The sequence below is a fragment of the Pseudomonas sp. S11P7 genome, from assembly GCF_023195435.1.
GTDB classification, from domain to species: domain Bacteria; phylum Pseudomonadota; class Gammaproteobacteria; order Pseudomonadales; family Pseudomonadaceae; genus Aquipseudomonas; species Aquipseudomonas fluorescens_G.
Genome location: NZ_JALPKS020000002.1, coordinates 3580803 through 3603269 on the forward strand (window position 1 = coordinate 3580803; position 22467 = coordinate 3603269).

The following is a 22467-nucleotide window of genomic DNA, read 5'->3' on the forward strand; positions in this document are numbered from 1 at the left end:
ACCTTGCCTTTCGATATCTACACAGCGGTCCGCTCGCTGAACGCTGCCAGTCATGCCACCGGAAAAGAAGCCATTGATCATTACGTCAGCGCCGGTTTGAGCATCACCAGCGCCGCCATGACCGTCATCCTGGGAACGGCAGCGATGGCCGGCTTGCCCTTCGTGGGGCCAGCGGGACTGTTGGCCGGCGCGTGCCTGGCCATCGGATCGCAGGTATATGGGGCGGTACGCGTCGTCGAAGACATCGACGAATACATTGAACTGACGCTGGGCGAACGCTGGCGCTCCGGTTTTTTTACGTTCTGCATGATGGATGTCGAGCAAGGCGTCAAGGACCGCTACAACCAGGCCAAAACCTTGATCCAGCATTCGCAACAGCTCAAACACAAGGCGCGCAGGCTGCTGGATGCAGACCTGAAGGACACCACCGAAGCGGTCGTCAATGGCGCCTTCGCCGTTGATCTGGTGGCCACGCGCGTACGCAGGCGCAACTGGTGGACCAAGGTCGATTCCTGGGAAATGGAAAACGTCCCGGTGGTACGGGGGACAGATGACACGATCGACGCCCGTGATGGCGTCACCAAGGACACACCCGGCGCAGAGCTGGGCGTTGCCGGAGACGACAAGAGCATCTTGTGGTTTATCGGCGATGGCCGTGATTCGATCAAAGGCGTTGAGAAGAAACCCAACGTTTTCCATTACGGCTCGGGAACCAAGGACCTGACGGGCGGGGAAAAAGATGACCAGTTCGTGTTTGAAGATGCAGCAGAGGCGCTAAGAAAAAACATTGCTGAATCGGATTACTCAAAACTGAGAGGCGGCGCAGGTAATGACACGCTAACGCTCAACGGTCACAACTTCACGGACAAAGGCTATGACATAGACTTGCCCGCAGGCACGTTGCACATAAGAACGCCGGCCTCCAAGGTGGAGGATGGCGCAACCTACCAATTCCACAGCCTTGTGGAAAATATCGAAAATATTGACACCGTTCGCAGTGCTGCCAGCACTGTCAGGGGAAACGAGCACCGCAACATCATCAAGTCACGCGGCAGTGACACGATCAATGCGGGTGCCGGCAACGACCAGATACACATGCTGCATAAAGATGCAACCGCATCGGGTGAGGAAGGCGTCGATGAATATTTCGTCGATCACGTGGAAGGTCGTATCTGCATCATCGAAGACGGCGAGCAAGAAAGCAGCGTCGAATTGAACTGGCGTATTGGTTTGATTGAAAGCTGGCATATCGAAAACAACGCGCTGGTTATTACTTCCGGATTTGAGTTCTACGACAGACCAAAAAACCTGGTCATCATTCGCGATGTTTATAAAAAAGTAGACGGTATAACCCAACTGAAAAATGGCAAGCTTACTTTTCTGACCAAGGACGGCTATCAACTACGCCCGGACCTTCCCGAGACAATTGAAAGCGGAGCAAAAGTTGATATCGAAGTAGTAATCAGCAAACACGGAAGCCCGGCGCGACCGATTATCCTTTATTCACCCGAATGCTGGACAATGGATCAGCGCGAAACTCAGTATTACGTGCCCCGCGCGATGCAAAGCATCGCATTCTATGCCGTCGAAAGACCCGACGTGGTTACCAGCATTCATCTGGACTACGCCAGCAGCGAATTGAGCAAGGTCGAAGCGCATTTTTTTGCGCGTGAGTCGGAAAAATATAAAGACCTGATAGCCGGTTGTGATCTGACGTATCACTTCGGCAAAACGCACATCACACTTAAATATTTTGCCCAAGCGCGAGGTGGTTCTGATCCCAGAAACATGATCAAGATCTTGCGCACCATGGCCGCGCGCCCCAGCCATAAATATTTGCTGATATTCAGTGACGGCATTGCCCTGAACGCTGAGCTCACGCCGGAAACGGATGCCGCGCCTGCCGATGCCAACTATCAGGCGACTGAATTCCTGCACTGGACCACCCCTATCCATCTGCCTCTCGAGTTTCGAAAGAAGCAATTTGACTATGAGTTGCCAACGAATGAAGCGTACAAGCTCGGTGCTTTGAATGCCTGCGCCACGCTTAGCTCGTTGCCCCGTCAAACCGCGATGGAGACTCTGGAAGGTCAAGGGGCAACCTATCTGGTGCATCTGGCTGCCGCCATGACCATCAGACTTTCCACGCCTGGCGCAATGGCCGATGCCGAACTCAGGCTGCCTTACTCATCGACCTGGGAAATCGATGCGACAGCATTGGGACCGGTCGAGGTGAGCCTGGAAAACAATCAGTTGCTGATCGGCAATTGCACGGTGCACCTGCCCGTTTACGGCAGTGAAGATCTGATCGATCAAATCCGCGTGATCAGCGAAAAAGGCGTCGTGCATGTCGTGGATCTTTCATTTGACCGGGTCTATGAAGACGGCCTTGATGCGCGGTATTTCGAAGCACCCGACCCGACCCGGCCCTTGCCAAAAGCCTTCGCATCGATGGCCGGTCGGCAAGTAAAAGTGCGCAATATCGCCTTCGCCGACAACTGGCCCGGCGCATTCAGTTACAGCTTTGCCACATTTGACTGGATCCTGCGCAGCGACAAATCCCGTGTCGAATATTCCGCATTGCGAGTGCTCAATCAATGCGGCCATCAGGATGCGCGCATTTTCAATCCGCCGTTGATCAACGTCCCGCCGGCGTAACGCCTCCACAGTGTCCACCACTGATCTTTTGCGCACTCTGCAGTTGAAGTAAGCGAACTTCGTCAGCACTTCCCGGGCCTTGGCCTTACGGGATGTAAACGGGTGCGCCTGAACAATACGGCGAGCGGCTGATTGCGCTCGTTCTCACCCTCATTGAGTAGTTGTATATGGCCAAGCCACCGAAAAAAATTGTTGTGACAAAAGCAGTCGATACCACCGTGACCACACGAGCCGAGCCATTGAATTCAGGTACAGGCACCCGCGGGCGCCCCCACCTGCCCGATCCCCTTGCCTCCGCTATCGATTCGGCCACGGCATTGCCCGACGCGTCAGTCACCGACCGTTCGGCAATCACCGTGCGCGTGATGCCGGAGTCAGCCAGCGATACCGGAAATGGCGCGCGCAATGCAGTCGCCTGGCCGCAGGAACGTTTGCATGAGCTAACACCGATCGGTGATGACAGCGGGCTGTTTACCGGGCCCGATCAACGCACCTACGCGCAACTCGGCAGCGCCGGCCGTTTTCTCGTCGAGCAGAATCCTCGCGGCAATTATTACGTGCCCATGACTTTCGCCCCCGGCGTGCCCGGCCCACTGCTGACGCGGATCGAGGGCCAGGCCAGTTGGTCCATTCATCGTCCCGGCGTCCCCACCGGCGCCCCGGCTCCTTCGCATCAGCTCAGCTACCTCTCAGCGGATGACGCCAATACCCTGACCAAAGCCGAACTTTCAACGAGTGGCATCCGCTACAACAAGCTCAAGCAAGCGTTCGTCGATACCGCAGAAGGCACGGTGATGGTGCGTAAAGATCCGCAAGGCGAGTACCGACACGCCTCGGCGGTAACAAGACATTCCTCCGATATCGTGTTCGAGCCGATCCCCGGCACGCTGCTTTGGCGACCCAAAGCACTGCAGACACTCGCCACCGGCACTCCGCCAGCCGCTGCGTCTCGGCGTGGCGCAGAATCGGCCGAGCCGGCCGCCGGCCCGAGCAAACGAGCGCGGCCAGAAGTGACCGAACAACCGTTTGCGGCTCCGCTTGACGCCAACGTACCGACCGCGCAAACGCCATTCTTCTGGTTACCGTGGGGACATTTGAACAAACCACCGGCGGTGGAATCGATCCAGCTTGGCTGGTTTCATTATCCAATCGTGCCCGTCGGCTCCAACCGCACCCCCAAAGTCTATTTTGTGCAACACCCCGACTTTGTTCCGGGGCGCTTCGATGCGTTTGAGAAGATGCTGCGCACCGCGCCGTCATTGCAACCGGTCGCCACGTTTCGCATCGGTAACGACCCCGGCGAAGTCCATCCTGGAAAACGCTTTTTCGAAGAGCCCATCGCGCAATCGGTTGCCAATACCTTTACGGACTTTTCCGCAGCCACGGCATGGGCCGTCGCGCGAAAGCTGTTTGAACTGGCAGACAACTCGGCCGTCATTACCGGCACCGGTCTGGTGAATATTCAGGCGGTGCTGCACCAGTGGAAGCAAAAGCCCTTTCCCACCGCTCCGGCCTATGCCGACCCGTTGAACATGCTGGCGGTGGCGCCCTCAATCGATATCAACGGCAAAAAGCTCATCCCCATGCCCTCGCAGTCCGACAGCGAGCTGCAACGGCTGAGTTTTGACCCGCTGCGCTTTCCAGTCGAATGGAATCATTACAAGACCTACCCCAGCGATCTGAACCTCAGGCGTTTGCTTGGCGCCCTGTTGGTACGCAGTGGCTACGACATCTTCCCGCTGACGCATGACCATCACAGGCCAACCCTGGTGTTCAGGCGCCAGCCCCATGATCAGGTGTATTTCCTGAAACTGGGCTCGGTTGACCACGTCGGCCTGTCCCACACGCCGGGCAATGAACTGGCAGATCCGCATCTGCCGGCGAGGATTGGCGACGACGCCTTTCGCACCCTGACCACCGCGACGGCAGACAACAAAGTGACCTGGCTCATCGGCGGCGTATTGAAGGTCGATTCCAATCCGGACTCGGTGTTCATCATCAGAGATCGGTAAACCCGGCCTGCCTGCGCTCGCCGGATTTTTCAGCGAGCGCAGGCTGTTCACGAAACGCGTAACAGCCCGCAGCAATCTCCCTCTGCTCGATACATATGTACCGCACGCCGGACCAGGCGTTTGCCGACCATGGCATCTTCACGCCAACACATCGGGCAAGCGCGCGGTTGCGCATCAGCACAGCGAAGCAGCCTCCCGAGTTTACGGCCAACCCTGCCCAGCCTTGCAACGAGCAATCAAATGGCCAAACCGCCGAAAAAAATCCCTCGCCCGACATCGCCCGAAACGCCGGCGACATTGCCACATCCCCTGCCTGATCAACCGGCCACATCCACGGCTGACACGGGGGCCAATCCGGATCCGAACACTCCGCAAACCTTGCCGGGTGCACCCGCGCCCCGCCCCAGTGTCATCATTAGCCCCGCACCGGCCAGCCGCACCGTAGCGAGTACAGCGCGGGTGACTGACTCGCTGGCGATAAATCCTGTACATAACGAACCGTTTGCACTGGCCGGCACCTCAAGCGATGAGCGGTTCTCGCCGCCGGCATACATCAATCCCGCATCCGTCCTGCTACTTAAACGCAAGGCAAACGGCACCGAAGGTTTTCTGTACGACAAGCGCAACAAAACTTATGTCGAGCTGCCTGAGGGCGTCGTCATGGTGGGCAGAAGCGCGGATGGCTGGCGACAAACCTTCGCAGGTGAATCGACGCCGACCGGCCAGCGAGTCGAGCAGATTCCCGGGAGCACGCTCTGGCGTGAGGTCGACTCGTCGCGGCAAGCCACTGATCCGTGGGTCGACCCGCTGTTCGCTGAGTCCGCGCACGTCCTGGCGGTACCGGCCAGGCGTATTTCTGCGCAAGAGCAAGCCCTTGCGGCGAGCGATACACGCGCTCTGGTGGCGGATCTCGTCTCGCGCCAGGATACCGCTCTGGATCTTTCAACTGCGCTATGGAAAAACTGGGGCCGAACCACACGACCCGAATCAGGCGAGTCGATCGAAATAGACGGTTTGCATTACCGGATCGTCGCCCAGAGCCTGGGAGCCGACAGCGGTCTGGTCTATCTGCAGCACCCCGGTTTTTCGCCGGGCCGATATGACGCATTCGAAGACATGTTGCGTCATGACCCCTCGCGCCAACCAAAATGGGCCCTGAAACGGGATGGCCTGTGGAGAGTGCTCGACGATCACCCGCCGTTCGCGATGCCCCAGGCCCAATACGTTTCCACGGCCTTCAAGCACCTTTCGGACCCGTCGATCGACAACCTTGCCAGAGCGGTGTTTGATCGCGTATCGCTGCCGGACGGCATAACGGGCGACGGCTTGTCAGTCATGACCCTGACCTACCGCTATTGGCTCGACAGGGTCAACCATGAAGCCCCAGGCCTTGGCCTGAGCGACCCGCTGCTGATGTTGCCGACACTGTCGACGTTGCCCGGCAACCTGACAGGCGGCAGATTACTGGCGTTACCCGCGCCTGACGTCAACCTGCTGCAGCGCCTGGATTTCGAGCCGAAGAAATTTCCACAGCAATGGGACGCCTATACGGCGGCGCCTACTCCGGCAAATTTGCGCGCATTGTTTGCACACATCCTGCAGGACAACGGTTACACCGTTACGCCGTCCCCGCGTCAGCTCGAAGAAAACGCCGTGGTTTTCAGTCCACCGAACATTGCCGCACTGTTCATCCTGAAACTGCCACCCGTCAGCGGCGACCATGTTGCGCGTTATACCGCCCCGGGCTCGAATTTCACCAATCCGCAATTCCTGGCGCTGCTCAATTCCCAGAACAAACAGGCACTGAAACGCTTCCTGGATCAAACCGAAGTGGCCTATCTGGTGGGCGGCATACAGTACCTGTCCGTCGACCATCCAACGCTTTTCATTGTGCGAGAAGGTTGAAACACAGCCAGAGCCACGGCGGTGATGCGCATTTCTCCTCGCGCAAGCACTGCCATCCACACATCGCTCCACAAGGGATACTCTCCATGGTCAAGCCACCAAGCCGCGGGGCGGGAATCATTCCGCCCGATACTCTGCCAACATCGCTACGCCCCAAAACCGCCGCGTCCGACAGCGTCCGCTCCGGTTCCGCCGATTTACCCGTCGGACTCACCGACGAATACAACGCCCACCTGTTCCCCGCCGGAAAACCGAGCGCGCCTGCTTATCCGGCCTCGGTACAGATCAGTGAAACTACGCTGTTACCACCTGGCGCGGTCCAGATCAACAGACACGGCTTTTCGCCAATTACGGCAATTGAATCGCCGTACGTCGATGCTCAGCGCATTGAGTCACAAACCCCGGTTTATCTGGCTGCGCAAGATGCCGCCCTGCTCACCTCTGCGCTCGATACGCAGGATGGGGTGCGCTATGACAAACATCGCAAAACCTATGTCGACACCGCGCTCGGAACCGTCCTGGTGCGCAAAAACAGCGCCGGTCAGTATCAACAGATTTTTGCAACAACGCGAAACGTTTCAACGGTGTTGTTCGAACGTATTCCCGGGACCCGACTGTGGCGATACCAACCGCGTGGCAGCGTACCTGCCGAAGAAACCGCAGACACCAGCCAGACACTCAGCGACAGTCTGCTCGCAGCCCATCCCGGGGCACTGAACTTGCCGTTCGGCCTCTGGCGAAATTGGGGCCGCCGTGTTCGCCCGGCGCTCGGGCAACACATCGAAATAGACGGACACTTCTATCAGATAGTGAAGCAAGACCTGAATGCGCACTCGCGACTGGTCTATCTGGAAAATCCGTTGTTCTCCCCGGCCCTGTACGACGCTTTCGAATACATGCTGCGAGATCACCCATCGCTGCAACCCAAATATGCCGTACTGAGCAATAACCAGTGGACGGTACTCGACAGCGTCGTTCCCTTCGAAATGCCGATCACCCAATACATCGCCCGAACCTTCAAATCGCTGGCAGACCGCTCCGTCAGCGCACTGGCCCGGGCGATGTTCAATCATGCCAGTGATTGCGAGATCATCACCGGTACAGGCTTGGCATCGCTCAACCAGGTCTTGCGCCATTGGACCCACCGGCATCTGCACAAAGCACCGCAAGGGCAACTGGCCGAGCCGTTGTTGATGTTGCGCCGGCCGCTCGCGATATCCGGCATGCAGTCCCTGCCCTCGACGCCAGATTATGGTTTGCCGCGACTGGACTTCGACCCCGGGCGCTTCGCTCATCACTGGAACCGCTTCGCCAGCCAGCCTTCGACGGCCCGATTGCATAAACTGTTCAGCGAGGTGCTGGCCGATGAAGGCTACGTCATCGAACGCACCGCACCGCCAGGGTCACGCCATGAACTGCGCTTTCATCGGCATGGCATCGACCAGGCATTTGCGCTGAAGGTTTATCCGGTCAACGCGCTCGACGATACCGCACAGGTGCCGAGCGTGAGCGAGAGGGAGCAGCCGCGTGCCGAGGCCAGCGATACACGCGAAGCGGTCTGGTTGCGCGGCGGCATACAAGTGGACGCGTTGGGGCAGACGACGTTGTTTATCGTCAGAGAAAATTGAGGGGGCCGCCAGACGAAAAAAAGCCCGCAGTGTGAGCGGGCGAAAGACCAAAGAAGCTATATGCGCAGTCGCTTCCCGGCAGGGGCAGCCGCTTGGGGGATCAACTGCCCCGATAGGTGGAATAGCTGTAAGGCGAAATCAGCAACGGCACGTGGTAGTGCTCCTGCTCGGCAGAGATACCGAAACGCAGCACCACCACATCCAGAAACGCCGGCTCCGGCAACTGGACGCCACGGGCGCGGTAGTAATCGCCCGCATGGAACTGAACCTGATAAACCCCGGTGCGATAGTCATCGCCTTGCAGCAGCGGTGCATCGACCCGGCCGTCGCTGTTGGTGACCGCACTGGCGACCAATTCCAGTTGCGAACCTTCAACGCGGTACAGCTCGACCTTGATCGAACTGCCCGGGCAACCGTGTGCAGCGTCCAAAACGTGAGTAGTCAAACGTCCCATTGATTCTGCGCGCCTGCCTGCGTGGAGCAGTCAGACTGCGCGCCTCCCGAAGTCAGTTGAAAAGGAGACCGCACCGATTCGGAGCACGAAACGCTGCGGCGAGCGACTGATTAAGACACTTTTCAAAAAAATTGTACACAATAAAAACGACATTTTTCTTGCCACCCCCGCCATCCGGGGGTTTCCTCCGGATTAACCGGCGATACGCCTATTCATTGCGCCTTCCGTGCAATAGCTGACGGGGCAGGCAGGTTTCTTGCAGGCTCACGCCATTATCAGGAAAAGATGACAGTCGGCGAAAAATGCGAAAATTCAGGCTTACAAAATGTAAATAAAGTTGTATACAATCAGCCCATCGCTGTGACGCCAGCCTGATCCCTCACCGCCAGGCCGCCACACCCTCTGTCAACGTATAAGAAGGAAGACTGCAGTGAGCGCTGACTACCCACGCGACCTGATCGGTTACGGCAGTAACCCTCCTCACCCACACTGGCCGGGCAATGCCCGCATCGCCTTGTCCTTCGTGCTCAATTACGAAGAAGGTGGCGAGCGCAACATTCTCCACGGCGACAAGGAATCCGAAGCGTTCCTGTCTGAAATGGTCGCCGCGCAGCCGCTGCAAGGCGCGCGCAACATGAGCATGGAATCGCTTTACGAGTATGGCAGCCGTGCCGGCGTCTGGCGCATTCTGAAACTGTTCAAGGAATTCGACATTCCGCTGACCATCTTCGCCGTGGCCATGGCCGCTCAGCGTCACCCGGATGTGATCCGCGCGATGGTCGAGGCCGGCCACGAAATCTGCAGCCACGGCTACCGCTGGATCGACTATCAGTACATGGACGAAGCGCAGGAACGCGAGCACATGCTCGAAGCGATCCGCATCCTCACCGAACTGACCGGCGAGCGCCCGCTGGGCTGGTACACCGGCCGCACCGGGCCGAATACCCGTCGGCTGGTGATGGAAGAAGGTGGTTTCCTCTACGACTGCGACACCTACGATGACGACCTGCCCTACTGGGAACCGAACAACCCGACGGGCAAGCCGCACCTGGTGATTCCGTATACCCTCGACACCAACGACATGCGCTTCACCCAGGTGCAGGGGTTCAACAAGGGCGACGATTTCTTCGAATACCTCAAAGACGCCTTCGATGTGCTTTACGCCGAAGGTGCCGAAGCGCCGAAAATGCTTTCGATCGGTCTGCACTGCCGGCTGATCGGCCGCCCCGGTCGCCTCGCTTCGCTCAAGCGCTTTATCGAATACGCCAAAAGTCATGAACAGGTGTGGTTCAGCCGTCGCGTCGACATCGCGCGCCACTGGCATGAAACCCACCCGTACCAAGAGGCCGCCCAATGAGCCGCTTTCAAACCCTGCAGCCGTCGACCCTGAGCCGCGACGCTTTCGTCAAAGCCTTCGCCGACATCTACGAACATTCGCCATGGGTGGCCGAAAAGGCCTACGACCTCGGTGCGGACACCTCGATCGACGAGATCGAAACCCTGCACCAGCGCATGAGCGACATCCTGTTGAGCGCCGATCACGCCAGTCAGCTGGCACTGATCAACGCTCACCCGGACCTGGCCGGCAAAGCCGCCGTCCAGGGCCAACTGACCGAAGCCAGCACCAATGAACAGGCTGGCGCCGGTATTCACCAATGCACGGCCGAAGAGTTCCAGCGCTTCACCGAGCTGAACGACGCCTACAAGGCCAAGTTCAAGTTTCCCTTCATCATGGCGGTAAAAGGCAGCAACCGGCATCAGATCCTCGCGGCGTTCGAAACGCGCATCAATCATTCGGTGGAAGCCGAGTTCAAATGCGCGCTGGCGGAGATCAACAAGATTGCCCTGTTCCGTTTACTGACTCTTTAGCAAGCCTGGCCCGAGCGTGAATGAACGCGTAAACGCCCAGGGCCCTGCAAGCATCCCCAGCCACTTATTCAAAGGCAGACAAGAAGAATGAAAGCTTACGCCGTACCTTTCGAAAAATACGTCAACCTGGCCGACGCCCGTCTGGGCACCAAGATCATTTCGGTCACCGATGACTGGTTCGCAGACGCCAATCGTCTGTTTCAGCCGACCCCGGCCGTATGGAAGGAGGGCGTGTTCGATGACAACGGCAAGTGGATGGACGGCTGGGAGTCGCGTCGCAAGCGTTTCGAAGGTTTCGACAGCGCAGTGATCCGCCTCGGCGTACCGGGCTCGATCAAGGGCGTGGACATCGACACCTCATTCTTCACCGGCAACTACCCGCCGTCGGCCTCGCTGGAAGCCTGCTTCCTGGCCTCGGGCGAGCCGGATGAAAACACTCAATGGACTGAAGTGCTGTCGGCCGTCGAGCTGCAGGGCAACAGCCACCACTATCATGAAATCAGCAACGACCAGGCGTTCAGCCACCTGCGTTTCAACATCTACCCGGACGGCGGTGTTGCGCGCCTGCGTGTGTACGGCGTTCCGTTCCGCGACTGGTCGGCGGTTGGCGACAACGAGCAAGTCGACCTGGCAGCAGCCCTCAACGGTGGCCGCGCCCTCGCCTGCTCCGACGAACACTTCGGCCGCATGAGCAACATCCTCAACCCGGGCCGTGGCATCAACATGGGCGACGGCTGGGAAACCGCACGTCGCCGTACGCCGGGCAATGACTGGGTGATCGTCGCCCTGGGTCATCCGGGCGAAATCGAAAAAATCGTTGTCGACACCCTGCACTTCAAGGGCAACTACCCGGACACCTGCTCGATCCAGGGCGCGTTCGTCAAGGGCGGCACCGACAGCCAGATCGAAACCCAGTCGCTGTTCTGGCGCGAACTGCTGCCAAGCCAGAAGCTGGAAATGCACGCCGAACACACCTTCGTCGAGCAGATCAAAGCGCTGGGCCCGATCACCCACATCCGCCTGAACGTGTTCCCGGATGGGGGCGTGAGTCGCCTGCGTGTACTGGGCAAGGTCGCTAAATAAGCGCTGAACCCATTCGCGAGCAGGCTCGCTCCCACAGGGGATTGCATTCCAAAGGTGGGAGCGAGCCTGCTCGCGAAGGCGTCAGAACAGTCAACACAGAATTCGGATAAGAAGAACAGCATGCGCACACTGACGATTGAACCGCTGACCAAAGAAGCCTTCGCCCCTTTCGGTGACGTGATCGAAACCGACGGCAGCGATCACTTCATGATCAACAACGGTTCGACCATGCGCTTCCACAAACTGGCGACGGTCGAAACCGCACAGCCTGAGGACAACGCGATCATCAGCATTTTCCGCGCCGATGCGCAGGACATGCCGCTGACCGTTTGCATGCTGGAACGCCATCCGCTGGGCAGCCAGGCTTTCATTCCGCTGCTCGGCAACCCCTTTCTGATCGTGGTCGCGCCACTTGGCGATGTACCTGTATCAGGCTTGGTCCGCGCCTTCGTCACCAACGGCAGGCAGGGCATCAATTACCATCGCGGCGTCTGGCACCACCCGGTGCTGACGATCGAAAAGCGGGATGACTTCCTGGTGGTTGATCGCAGTGGCACAGGCAATAACTGCGATGAGCATTTTTTCAAAGAGGATGAGCGTTTGATCCTCGCCCCCCACCAATAAGAGAAGGTCTGATCACTCGACAACAAGAGTGACAGGCGAGAGGTAAAGACTGTGGAAGCACATCTGTTGGAATGGCTGAACCTGAGCGTGCGCTGGGTTCACATGATCACTGGCGTGGCCTGGATCGGCGCGTCGTTCTACTTCGTCTGGCTGGAGAACAACCTCAACCGCGTCAACCCGAAAACCGGTCTGGCCGGTGATCTGTGGGCGATCCACGGCGGCGGCATCTACCACCTGGAAAAATACAAACTGGCCCCACCGTCCATGCCGGACAACCTGCACTGGTTCAAGTGGGAAGCCTATTTCACCTGGATGTCGGGGATCGCGCTGCTGTGCGTGGTGTTCTACTCCAATCCGACGCTCTACCTGCTCGCACCGGGCAGCACGCTGAGCGGTCCGGAAGGCGTGGCCATCGGTCTCGGCTCGCTGTTCGTCGGCTGGTTCATCTACTCCTTCCTCTGCGACTCGGCACTGGGCAAACGCCCTGCCCTGCTCGGTTTCATTCTGTTCGTGCTGATCATCGGCGCGGCGTATGGCTTCAGCAAAGTGTTCAGCGGTCGCGGTGCGTACCTGCACGTCGGCGCGATCATCGGCACCATCATGGTCGGCAACGTGTTCCGCATCATCATGCCGGCACAACGCGCACTGGTTGCAGCCATCGCTGAGAACCGCACGCCGGACCCGGCGCTGCCGGCCAAAGGCCTGCTGCGTTCGCGACACAACAACTACTTCACCCTGCCGGTGCTGTTCATCATGATCAGCAACCACTTCCCGAGCACCTACGGCAGCCAGTACAACTGGTTGATCCTGGCCGGGATCGCGGTGTTGGCGGTGTTGGTGCGTCACTACTTCAATACCCGTCACGACAGCCACAAGTTCGCCTGGACCCTGCCGGTCGGCGCTGTGGGCATGATCTGCCTGGCTTACGTCACCGGTCCGATGCCAATGTCGAACGCCCCGGAAGTGGCCAAGGCACCGGCGCAAATCGAGTACCAGCCATTGCCGGAAACGGCGCTGGGGGGTGGCGCAAAACCGGCTGAAGCGGCGCAACCTGCGGCACCTGCCGAGCCTGCTGCAGCACCGGCGCAAGCCGCCAATGCCGGTCCCGGTTTTGACAAAGTGCACCACGTGATTCAGGAACGTTGCACGGTTTGTCACTCGTCGAAGCCGACCAGCCCGTTGTTCAGCGCAGCGCCTGCCGGTGTGATCCTCGACACCCCCGAGCAGATCCGCCAGAACGCCGCGCGCATTCAGGCGCAAGCCATCACCACGCAGATCATGCCACTGGGCAACATCACCCAGATGACCCAGCAGGAACGTGACCTGATCGGTGCCTGGATTGCCCAGGGAGCGCAGACCAACTAAGCCGTAAAAGCATCGCTGGCAAGCCAGCTCCCACAAGGTTTTGCACTGCCTGTGTGGGGGCTGGCTTGCCAGCGATTGGCCGCAATGCGGTCAACCTGATGCAAAGAAACAGCTGCAAGCAACCCGGCAGCTGTTAATCACAAGAATAAAAAAGATCCGAGGTGTTGCATGTCCGAGCTGTCCAACGCGCGCATCCCCGACGCACCCGCCATTCAGCGTTTGCCCCTTTTGCAACTGATCCTGGTCGGTCTGCAACATGTTCTGCTGATGTACGGTGGCGCCATCGCGGTGCCGCTGATCATCGGACAGGCCGCTGGCCTGAGTCGTGAAGAAATCGCCTTCCTGATCAACGCCGACCTGCTGGTCGCCGGCATCGCCACCATCGTGCAATCGCTGGGCATCGGCCCGATGGGCATTCGCATGCCGGTGATGATGGGCGCCAGTTTTGCGGCGGTCGGCAGCATGGTCGCCATGGCGGGCATGCCCGGCATTGGTCTGCAAGGGATCTTCGGCGCCACCATCGCCGCCGGTTTCTTCGGCATGCTGATCGCGCCGTTCATGTCCAAGGTCGTGCGTTTCTTCCCGCCGCTGGTGACCGGCACGGTCATCACCTCGATCGGTTTATCGTTGTTTCCTGTGGCTGTGAACTGGGCCGGTGGTGGCGTCGACGCTGCGCAATTTGGCTCACCGATCTATCTGGCCATCGCCGCCCTGGTGCTGGCCACCATTCTGCTGGTGCACCGTTTCATGCGCGGTTTCTGGGTGAACATTTCCGTGCTGATCGGTATGTGCCTGGGCTACGTACTGTGCGGCGTGATCGGCATGGTCGACCTCAGCGGCATGGCCAGCGCGCCGTGGATTCAGTTCGTCACACCGCTGCATTTCGGCATGCCAAAATTCGAATTGGCGCCGATTCTGTCGATGTGTCTGGTGGTGGTGATCATCTTCGTCGAGTCGACCGGGATGTTCCTCGCGCTGGGCAAGATCACCGGTCAGGAAGTCTGCCCGCGCATGCTGCGGCGCGGCTTGCTGTGTGATGCCGGCGCGTCGTTCTTTGCCGGTTTTTTCAACACCTTCACCCACTCCTCGTTCGCGCAGAACATCGGCCTGGTGCAGATGACCGGCGTGCGTTGCCGCTCGGTGACCATCGTCGCCGGTGGTTTGCTGATCGTCCTCAGCCTGCTGCCGAAAGCGGCATTTCTGGTCGCATCGATTCCGCCAGCAGTGCTCGGTGGTGCAGCGATTGCGATGTTCGGCATGGTCGCTGCGACCGGGATCAAGATTCTCCAGGAAGCCGACATCGGTGACCGCCGCAACCAGTTGCTGGTCGCGGTCAGCATCGGCATGGGCCTGATTCCGGTGGTCCGTCCGGAGTTCTTCGCCCACCTGCCAATGTGGATGAGCCCGATCACCCACAGCGGCATCGCCATGGCCACCCTCAGCGCGCTGACGCTGAACCTGTTGTTCAACATTCTCGGCGGCAAGGAGCGCGCGGCGATCAATGATTGCCATGCGCACTGAGCGTAACTGATTTTCCTTTGTGGGAGCGAGCCTGCTCGCGAAAGCGCTGTGTCATTCAACATTGATGGCGACTGACACGCCCTCTTCGCGAGCAGGCTCGCTCCCACAGAGACTGTGCAACACCCTGCCTCAACAATAAAAACAAGAGTGAGCAACCGATGATCCGCACGCAAACCAGCGTCATGTTGAGTGGCGGCCTGCTGGCCGCGAGTCAGGCCATGGCCGGCGATCTGCTGCTGTGGCAGACCAACAGCCTCAGCTATTTGTACGGCAAGAATTTCGCCATCAACCCGTCGATCCAGCAGACCGTGACCTTCGAGCACGCCGACCGCTGGAAGTACGGCGACAACTTCCTGTTCGTCGACAAGATCTTCTACAACGGCACGGAAGACGCCAACAAAGGCCCGCACGCCTTCTACGGCGAGTTCAGCCCGCGCCTGTCGTTCGGCAAGATCTTCGACCGCAAGATCGAGTTCGGCCCGATCAAGGACCTGCTGCTGGCGATGACCTACGAATATGGCGAAGGCGACAGCGAGGCCTACCTGATCGGCCCCGGCTTCGATCTGAAAGTGCCCGGTTTCAACTACGTCACGCTGAACCTCTATCGCCGCCAGACCGAAGGCCCGCGCCCCGGCGATGGCGTCTGGCAGATCACCCCCGCATGGTCTTACAGCATCCCGCTGGGCAACTCCGACGTGCTGATCGACGGCTACCTGGATTGGGTTGTCGACAATGACGAGAACTCGCGCGGCACCTACCACGCCAACCTGCACATCAATCCGCAGATCAAATACGACCTCGGCAAAGCGTTGGGCTGGAGCCAGAAGCAGCTGTATGTCGGCACTGAATACAGCTACTGGAAGAACAAGTACGGCATCGAAAACACCCACAACTTCGACACCAACCAGAACACCGCGAGCCTGCTGCTCAAGGTGCACTTCTAAGATGATCCGCAACCGTGCGCCCTGCCTGTCGTCGGTGCTCTGTTGCGGGGCACTTGAGACCTGGCCGTTGAGTCAGTATTCTCCGCGGCCTTCTGAATTCGGTCTAAAAAAAAGCCCGAATTTAATTTCTGACCGAAAAGCCAACTTATCCCGGCCGCGGTCAGTACCGAGGCATCCCGAAAACACGCGCAATCGACTGTTTTTCAGCAGCCGAGAGGGCGTTTTTTGTCTTTTCGAACGCCTTGGCTCAGCTCTTGCTAACAGCAATGAAGCTGACCGATCGGATGAATTTTGCAGCAACGAAAAAAGGCGCCACACCAGAGCGCCGATCTTAAAAAAACAAACGTGGAACACCTACTTTGGGAGCAACCGAATGAAACGTATGTGCACCAGCCTGATGCTTGCGGGATCGCTGCTGGCCGGGGGCAGGCCATGGCCGACGGCCTCCTGCAGTGGCAGAACAACAGCCTGACCTATCTGTATGGCAAGGACTTCCAGGTCAACCCGCGCATCCAGCAGACCGTCACTTTCGAACACGCCGACGCGTGGACGTACGGCGACAACTTCTTCTTCCTCGACAAGATCTTCTACAACGGTGGCAAGGACTTCAGCAACGGTCCGAACACCTACTACGGTGAGTTCAGCCCGCGCATCTCGCTGGGCAAAGTGCTCGACCAGAAGATCGAGTTCGGCCCGATCAAAGACGTCCTGCTGGCGATGACTTACGAGTTCGGCGAAGGCGACACCGAGTCGTACCTGATCGGTCCAGGTTTCGACCTGGCGATTCCGGGCTTCGACTACTTCCAGTTGAACTTCTACCAGCGCCACACCCAAGGTGCTCGCGCCGGTGACAATGTCTGGCAGATCACTCCGGTCTGGTCCTACACCATCCCGGTTGGCAAGTCGGACATCCTGATCGACGGTTTCATGGACTGGGTCACCGACAACGACTCCAACTCCAAAGGCGATTACCACGCCAACCTGCACTTCAACCCACAGGTCAAATACGACCTGGGCAAAGCGCTGAGCTTTGGCGAGAAGCAGTTGTATGTCGGTGTGGAATACGACTACTGGAAAGACAAGTACGGGATCGACGACACCGGTGCATTCAAGACCAATCAGAGCGTGACCAACTTCCTGGTGAAGTTCCACTTCTGATGCAGCGGCGTCCTCACCGACGCCATCGCTGGCAAGCCAGCTCCCACAGGTTTCCATGTGTATTCAACAATTGTGAACGACACATGCCCCTGTGGGAGCTGGCTTGCCAGCGATAGCCGCACCGCAAAGGTCAGGCTGAAACCGCTTCGGTTATTCCCAAAAACCGGCACAGCTCCTCGCGCTTGGCCAACGCATCGCGTCGCCCCAATTCAATCAACTCGCTGCAATACCCCGCCTCGAACAACAGATAACTCAACACCCCCGCCCCGCTCGTTTTGGTCGCCCCCGGCCCACGCAAGAACAACCGCAATGCCGCCGGCAATTCCTGACGATGGCGTGCGGCGATTTCATCGATCGGCTGGCTCGGCGCAATCACCAATACCTCGACCGGTGCCACACCCAACTCGCGAGTCGGCGTGCCTGCTGGCAGCAAGTGACTGAACTGGTTGAGGCGCTGCAGCAATTCAATATCGCTTTCCAGACTGTCGATGAACGTGCTGTTGAGCATATGCCCGCCGATCTGCGCCAGTGTCGGCTGCTGACCGGTGTAGCTGCGTACCAGCGGTTGCTGCGGATCGACTCCACGCGGGTTGCCGCTGACACCCACCACCAGCACGCGACTGGCACCCAGGTGCAGGGCCGGGCTGATCGGTGCGGACTGGCGCACGGCGCCATCGCCGAAAAACTCATCGTCGAGTTTCACCGGCGCAAACAGCAACGGGATCGCCGAACTCGCCAACAGATGCTCGACCGACAACGACGTCGGCACACCGATGCGCCGATGCCGCAGCCAGGCATCGATGGTGCCGCCGCCCTGATAGAAGGTCACCGCTTGCCCCGATTCGTAACCGAACGCCGTCACCGCGACCGCGTGCAGTTGTTTGCGCGCGATGGATTCGGCGATGCCGGGCAGGTGCAGCTTTTCATTGAGCAGCTCGCGCAGCGGCGAACTGTTGAGCAGCGCCACCGGCATTTGCCGGCCGAGGCCCAGCAAGCTGTGGCTGACAAAGCGGCTGGCCTGGCGGATCACTCCGGGCCAGTCACTGCGCAGCACGCGATGGCTGCGCAAGCCTTGCCAGAACAAGGTCAGGCGTTCGATGGCGGCGCGAAAATCCGTCGCGCCGCTGGCGAGGCTGACCGCATTGATCGCCCCGGCCGAGGTGCCGACGATCACCGGAAACGGGTTGTCGGCGCCCAGCGGCAGCAGTTCGGCAATCGCCGCCAGCACGCCCACCTGATACGCCGCTCGCGCCCCGCCGCCGGAAAGAATCAGACCTGTGACCGGTTCAGCTGGGCGCATCGCAACCCTCCAGGGTGCTTACAGAAAAGGTGCCGATCAGGCGCGTTTGGCGTACAGCTTCGGCTCGCCCGGCGGGCGGCTCTTGAAGCGCCGATGCGCCCACAGGTATTGCTCGGGGCACGCACGCAATGCGCTTTCGACCCACTGATTGATGCGGATGCAGTCGGCCTCTTCGGTTTCGCCGGGAAAGTCCTCCAGCGGCGGGTGGATCACCAAGCGATAGCCGCTGCCGTCCGCCAGACGCTCCTGTGTGAACGGCACCACCAGCGCCTTGCCCAGACGGGCAAATTTGGTGGTCGCGGTCACCGTCGCGGCCTGAATGCCGAACAGCGGCACGAAGATGCTCTGCTTGGCGCCGTAGTCCTGATCCGGTGCGTACCAGATCGCCCGGCCCGAGCGCAGCAGCTTGAGCATGCCGCGCACGTCGTCGCGCTCCACCGCCAGCGAATCGAGGTTGTGCCGCTCACGGCCGCGACGCTGGACGTAGTCAAACAAAGGATTCTTGTGTTCGCGGTACATGCCGTCGATGGTGTGCTGCTGGCCGAGCAGCGCCGCGCCGATTTCCAGGGTGGTGAAATGCGCGGCCATGAGGATCACGCCCTTGCCCTCGCGCTGGGCCTTCTGCAAATGCTCAAGACCTTCGACGTGGGCCAGTTTCGCCAGACGTTCACGCGACCACCACCAGCTCATCGCCATCTCGAAGAAAGCGATACCGGTGGAAGCGAAGTTTTCCTTGAGCAGGCGTTTGCGTTCGGCGGCGGATTTTTCCGGGAAGCACAATTCCAGATTGCGCCGGGCGATGGCCCGTCGGTCGCCGGCCACGCGATACATCAACGCGCCCAAAACTCGACCGATGGTCAGCAGCGCCGGATACGGCAATTGCACGATCAGCCATAAAAGCCCCAGACCGCACCAGAGCGGCCAGAAGCGCGGAGCAAGAAATGCTTTTCGAAAACGCGGGCGATCCATTAAAGCTTCCGTAAATACAGTGGCCGCGCATTCTACATCGTTCGACCCGGCTTGCGGCTCGCGGGCGTTCTCGTTATAAGTCTCGGCACTTTTAGTGACAAGCCGTTGTATGCCGACATGAGCCAAACCGACCCGTTAGACCAAGATCCCGTATTCCAGCTCAAGGGCAGCATGCTGGCCATTACTGTGCTGGAACTGGCCCGTAACGACCTCGAGAGCCTCGATCGGCAATTGGCCGCGAAAGTCGCCCAGGCGCCGAATTTCTTCAGCAACGCGCCGCTGGTTCTGGCGCTGGACAAACTGCCGCCGAGCCAGGGCGCCATCGACCTGCCGGGGCTGATGCGTGTGTGCCGTCAGCATGGCCTGCGCACGCTCGCCATTCGCGCCAGCCGCATCGAAGACATCGCCGCCGCCATCGCCATCGACATCCCCGTGCTGCCGCCGTCCGGCGCCCGTGAGCGGCCGCTGGAAATGCCCGAAGCCGAAGTCAAAAAGAAGCCGGAAAAGCCGCCTGAGCCGACGATCAAACCGACCCGTGTCATCACTACGCCAGTGCGTGGTGGCCAACAGATATACGCGCAGGGTGGCGATCTGGTGGTGGTGTCTTCGGTCAGTCCGGGGGCGGAACTTCTCGCCGATGGCAACATCCATGTATACGGCCCGATGCGTGGCCGCGCGCTGGCCGGCGTGAAGGGCGATACCAAGGCACGGATTTTCTGTCAGCAATTGAGCGCTGAACTGATCTCCATCGCCGGTCATTACAAGGTTTCCGAAGATTTGCGCCGCGATCCACTGTGGGGCTCCGGCGTACAGGTCAGCCTGTCGGCCGACGTGTTGAACATCATTCGGCTTTAACGGATACTGCCGCATTTTCCAAGCATCTCTAAAACGTAGCGAAAACGGCTCAAACGAAGTAGGAAAAAGGCTCAACGCCGAATTCCAGCCAAGGCTGTCCGACTGCAGTAGTTTTCAAGAGATGTTTTTCAGGGGCTGAACAGTCCTTCTTCCTTAGGGGTGAAACACCTTGGCCAAGATTCTCGTGGTTACATCCGGCAAGGGTGGTGTGGGTAAGACCACCACCAGCGCCGCTATCGGTACCGGCCTCGCTCTGCGCGGCCACAAAACAGTGATCGTCGACTTCGATGTGGGCTTGCGTAACCTTGACCTGATCATGGGTTGCGAGCGCCGCGTGGTGTATGACTTCGTCAACGTGGTCAACGGCGAAGCCAACCTGCAACAGGCCCTGATCAAAGACAAGCGCCTGGAAAACCTCTACGTGCTGGCCGCCAGTCAGACTCGCGACAAAGACGCGCTGACTGTCGAAGGCGTGGAAAAAGTTCTGATGCAGTTGAAGGAAGACTTCGATTTCGTCGTCTGCGACTCCCCGGCCGGCATCGAGAAAGGTGCGCACCTGGCCATGTACTTCGCCGACGAAGCGATCATCGTGACCAACCCGGAAGTGTCCTCGGTACGTGACTCCGACCGTATGCTGGGCCTGCTGGCCAGCAAATCGCGTCGTGCCGAAAAAGGCGAAGAGCCGATCAAGGAACACCTGCTGCTGACTCGTTACAACCCGCAACGCGTAAGCGATGGCGAGATGCTGGGCGTCGAAGACGTGAAGGAAATTCTGGCCGTCACCCTGCTTGGCGTGATTCCGGAATCCCAAGCCGTCCTGAAGGCTTCCAACTCGGGTGTTCCGGTAATTCTCGACGACCAGAGCGATGCCGGTCAGGCGTACAGCGATGCCGTCGATCGTCTGCTGGGCAAAGAAAAAGAACATCGTTTCCTCGATGTTACGAAGAAGGGATTCTTCGAGCGCCTGTTTGGAGGTAGGTAATGAACCTTTTTGACTTCTTTCGTGCCAACAAAAAGCCAAGTACCGCCTCGGTAGCGAAAGAGCGTCTACAGATCATCGTGGCGCATGAGCGCGGCCAGCGCAGCACGCCGGATTACCTGCCAGCCTTGCAGAAGGAACTGGTCGACGTGATCCGCAAGTACGTCAACATCGGCAACGACGACGTACATGTTGCACTGGAAAGCCAGGGCAGTTGCTCGATTCTGGAACTCAACATCACCCTGCCCGATCGCTGAGTCGATCCGGCAGGTACGACGGCGGTTCAGGGCCATTCCTTCAGTGGAATGGCCCTGAACCGCCGTTGGCATTTGTTACGAGGCTGTTTTAATGCCGCTGTCCAACATCCGCATCATCCATCAGGACGCCGCCGTACTGGTGGTCGACAAACCGACCCTGCTGCTCTCGGTGCCCGGCCGCGCTGACGACAACAAGGACTGCCTGATCACCCGCCTGCAGGAAAACGGCTACCCGGAAGCGCGCATCGTCCATCGTCTGGACTGGGAAACCTCCGGCATCATTTTGCTGGCCCGCGACGCCGACACGCACCGTGAACTGTCGCGGCAATTTCACGACCGCGAGACCGAAAAGGCCTACACCGCCCTGGCCTGGGGTCAACCGAAGCTCGACAGCGGCAGCATCGATCTGCCCCTGCGTTACGATCCGCCGACCAAGCCGCGGCACGTGGTCGATCACGAATTCGGCAAGCATGCGCTGACGTTCTGGAAGGTGCTGGAGCGTTGCGGCGACTGGTGCCGCGTCGAACTGACGCCGATCACCGGTCGTTCGCACCAGTTGCGCGTGCACATGTTGTCGATCGGCCATCCGCTGCTCGGCGACGGGCTCTATGCCCATGAACAGGCGCTGGCGGCATGGCCGCGGCTGTGTCTGCACGCGAGCATGCTCAGCTTCACTCACCCGCAGACCGGCGAACGCCTGCGCTTCGAGTGCCCGGCGCCGTTCTGACCGGCCCCCTGGATCAAATGTGGGAGCGAGCCTGCTCGCGAAAGCGATTGATCAGTCAACATCCTTGTTGAATGCAATACCGCTTTCGCGAGCAGGCTCGCTCCCACAGGGGATCCGGTTCGGATTCAATTGTTCGGCCAATACGTTAAACTCCCGCCC

Annotated in this window: 18 protein-coding genes and 1 pseudogene; 16 read left to right on the forward strand and 3 right to left on the reverse strand. The window is 59.3% G+C overall.

Features of this window, described 5'->3' with window-relative positions; genetic code table 11:
- The first annotated feature begins 3 nt into the window (after positions 1-3).
- The 4 genes from M0746_RS16400 to M0746_RS16415 all read left to right on the forward strand — a co-directional run bounded on the left by M0746_RS16400 (position 4) and on the right by M0746_RS16415 (position 8203).
- Positions 4-2658, forward strand: a complete 2655-nt coding sequence (locus M0746_RS16400) for a calcium-binding protein (RefSeq protein ID WP_258449926.1) — start codon at positions 4-6, stop codon at positions 2656-2658.
- Positions 2659-2825: 167 nt separating this feature from the next.
- Positions 2826-4670 carry a hypothetical protein gene (locus M0746_RS16405; RefSeq protein ID WP_258449927.1) on the forward strand — a complete coding sequence of 615 codons (1845 nt, stop codon included), beginning with the start codon at positions 2826-2828 and terminating at the stop codon, positions 4668-4670.
- Between the two features lie 240 nt (positions 4671-4910).
- Positions 4911-6575: a hypothetical protein gene (locus M0746_RS16410; protein ID WP_258449928.1), complete on the forward strand. Its 1665-nt coding sequence runs from the start codon at positions 4911-4913 to the stop codon at positions 6573-6575.
- Positions 6576-6661: 86 nt separating this feature from the next.
- Positions 6662-8203, forward strand: coding sequence for a hypothetical protein (locus tag M0746_RS16415; protein ID WP_258449929.1), 1542 nt, complete (start codon positions 6662-6664; stop codon positions 8201-8203).
- Positions 8204-8303: 100 nt separating this feature from the next.
- On the opposite strand, the gene uraH is transcribed toward M0746_RS16415, so the two are convergent.
- Positions 8304-8657 (reverse strand): hydroxyisourate hydrolase, encoded by a 354-nt coding sequence (uraH, locus tag M0746_RS16420; RefSeq protein WP_208938131.1) that lies wholly within the window; start codon positions 8655-8657, stop codon positions 8304-8306.
- Positions 8658-9087: 430 nt separating this feature from the next.
- On the opposite strand from uraH, the gene puuE reads away from it, so the two are divergent.
- The 8 genes and pseudogenes from puuE to M0746_RS16460 all read left to right on the forward strand — a co-directional run bounded on the left by puuE (position 9088) and on the right by M0746_RS16460 (position 17221).
- On the forward strand, positions 9088-10014 hold the full coding sequence (gene puuE, locus M0746_RS16425; RefSeq protein ID WP_208938137.1) for an allantoinase PuuE: 927 nt from the start codon (positions 9088-9090) through the stop codon (positions 10012-10014).
- Positions 10011-10526: a 2-oxo-4-hydroxy-4-carboxy-5-ureidoimidazoline decarboxylase gene (gene uraD, locus M0746_RS16430; protein ID WP_258449930.1), complete on the forward strand. Its 516-nt coding sequence runs from the start codon at positions 10011-10013 to the stop codon at positions 10524-10526. Before puuE ends, uraD begins: the two co-directional genes overlap by 4 nt.
- 87 nt (positions 10527-10613) lie before the next feature.
- Positions 10614-11609, forward strand: coding sequence for an allantoicase (gene alc / locus M0746_RS16435; RefSeq protein ID WP_126361596.1), 996 nt, complete (start codon positions 10614-10616; stop codon positions 11607-11609).
- Between the two features lie 120 nt (positions 11610-11729).
- On the forward strand, positions 11730-12233 hold the full coding sequence (locus tag M0746_RS16440; protein WP_258449931.1) for an ureidoglycolate lyase: 504 nt from the start codon (positions 11730-11732) through the stop codon (positions 12231-12233).
- A 51-nt stretch (positions 12234-12284) separates the two neighbouring features.
- Complete coding sequence (locus M0746_RS16445; protein ID WP_258449932.1) at positions 12285-13598, forward strand: urate hydroxylase PuuD; 1314 nt, start codon at positions 12285-12287, stop codon at positions 13596-13598.
- Between the two features lie 168 nt (positions 13599-13766).
- Entirely contained in the window at positions 13767-15119 is a 1353-nt protein-coding gene (locus M0746_RS16450) for a nucleobase:cation symporter-2 family protein (protein WP_258449933.1), read from the forward strand.
- Between the two features lie 158 nt (positions 15120-15277).
- A complete protein-coding gene (locus M0746_RS16455; protein WP_258449934.1) occupies positions 15278-16063 on the forward strand; it encodes an outer membrane protein OmpK in 786 nt (261 codons plus the stop codon).
- Between the two features lie 373 nt (positions 16064-16436).
- Positions 16437-17221: pseudogene (locus M0746_RS16460) on the forward strand (outer membrane protein OmpK).
- A gap of 130 nt (positions 17222-17351) precedes the next feature.
- Here M0746_RS16460 and M0746_RS16465 read toward each other — a convergent pair.
- Complete coding sequence (locus M0746_RS16465; RefSeq protein WP_258449935.1) at positions 17352-18521, reverse strand: patatin-like phospholipase family protein; 1170 nt, start codon at positions 18519-18521, stop codon at positions 17352-17354.
- Positions 18522-18557: 36 nt separating this feature from the next.
- Positions 18558-19490 (reverse strand): lipid A biosynthesis lauroyl acyltransferase, encoded by a 933-nt coding sequence (locus tag M0746_RS16470; protein WP_203421319.1) that lies wholly within the window; start codon positions 19488-19490, stop codon positions 18558-18560.
- Positions 19491-19607: 117 nt separating this feature from the next.
- On the opposite strand from M0746_RS16470, the gene minC reads away from it, so the two are divergent.
- The 4 genes from minC (at position 19608) to M0746_RS16490 (ending at position 22308) form a co-directional block, all read left to right on the forward strand.
- Positions 19608-20345 carry a septum site-determining protein MinC gene (gene minC / locus M0746_RS16475; protein WP_258449936.1) on the forward strand — a complete coding sequence of 246 codons (738 nt, stop codon included), beginning with the start codon at positions 19608-19610 and terminating at the stop codon, positions 20343-20345.
- 169 nt (positions 20346-20514) lie between these two features.
- A complete protein-coding gene (gene minD / locus M0746_RS16480) occupies positions 20515-21327 on the forward strand; it encodes a septum site-determining protein MinD (protein ID WP_038367005.1) in 813 nt (270 codons plus the stop codon).
- Entirely contained in the window at positions 21327-21581 is a 255-nt protein-coding gene (gene minE, locus M0746_RS16485) for a cell division topological specificity factor MinE (RefSeq protein WP_003223146.1), read from the forward strand. The genes minD and minE overlap by 1 nt, the downstream gene beginning before the upstream one ends.
- Before the next feature lie 91 nt (positions 21582-21672).
- Positions 21673-22308, forward strand: coding sequence for an RluA family pseudouridine synthase (locus M0746_RS16490; RefSeq protein WP_258449937.1), 636 nt, complete (start codon positions 21673-21675; stop codon positions 22306-22308).
- Positions 22309-22467 lie beyond the last annotated feature (159 nt).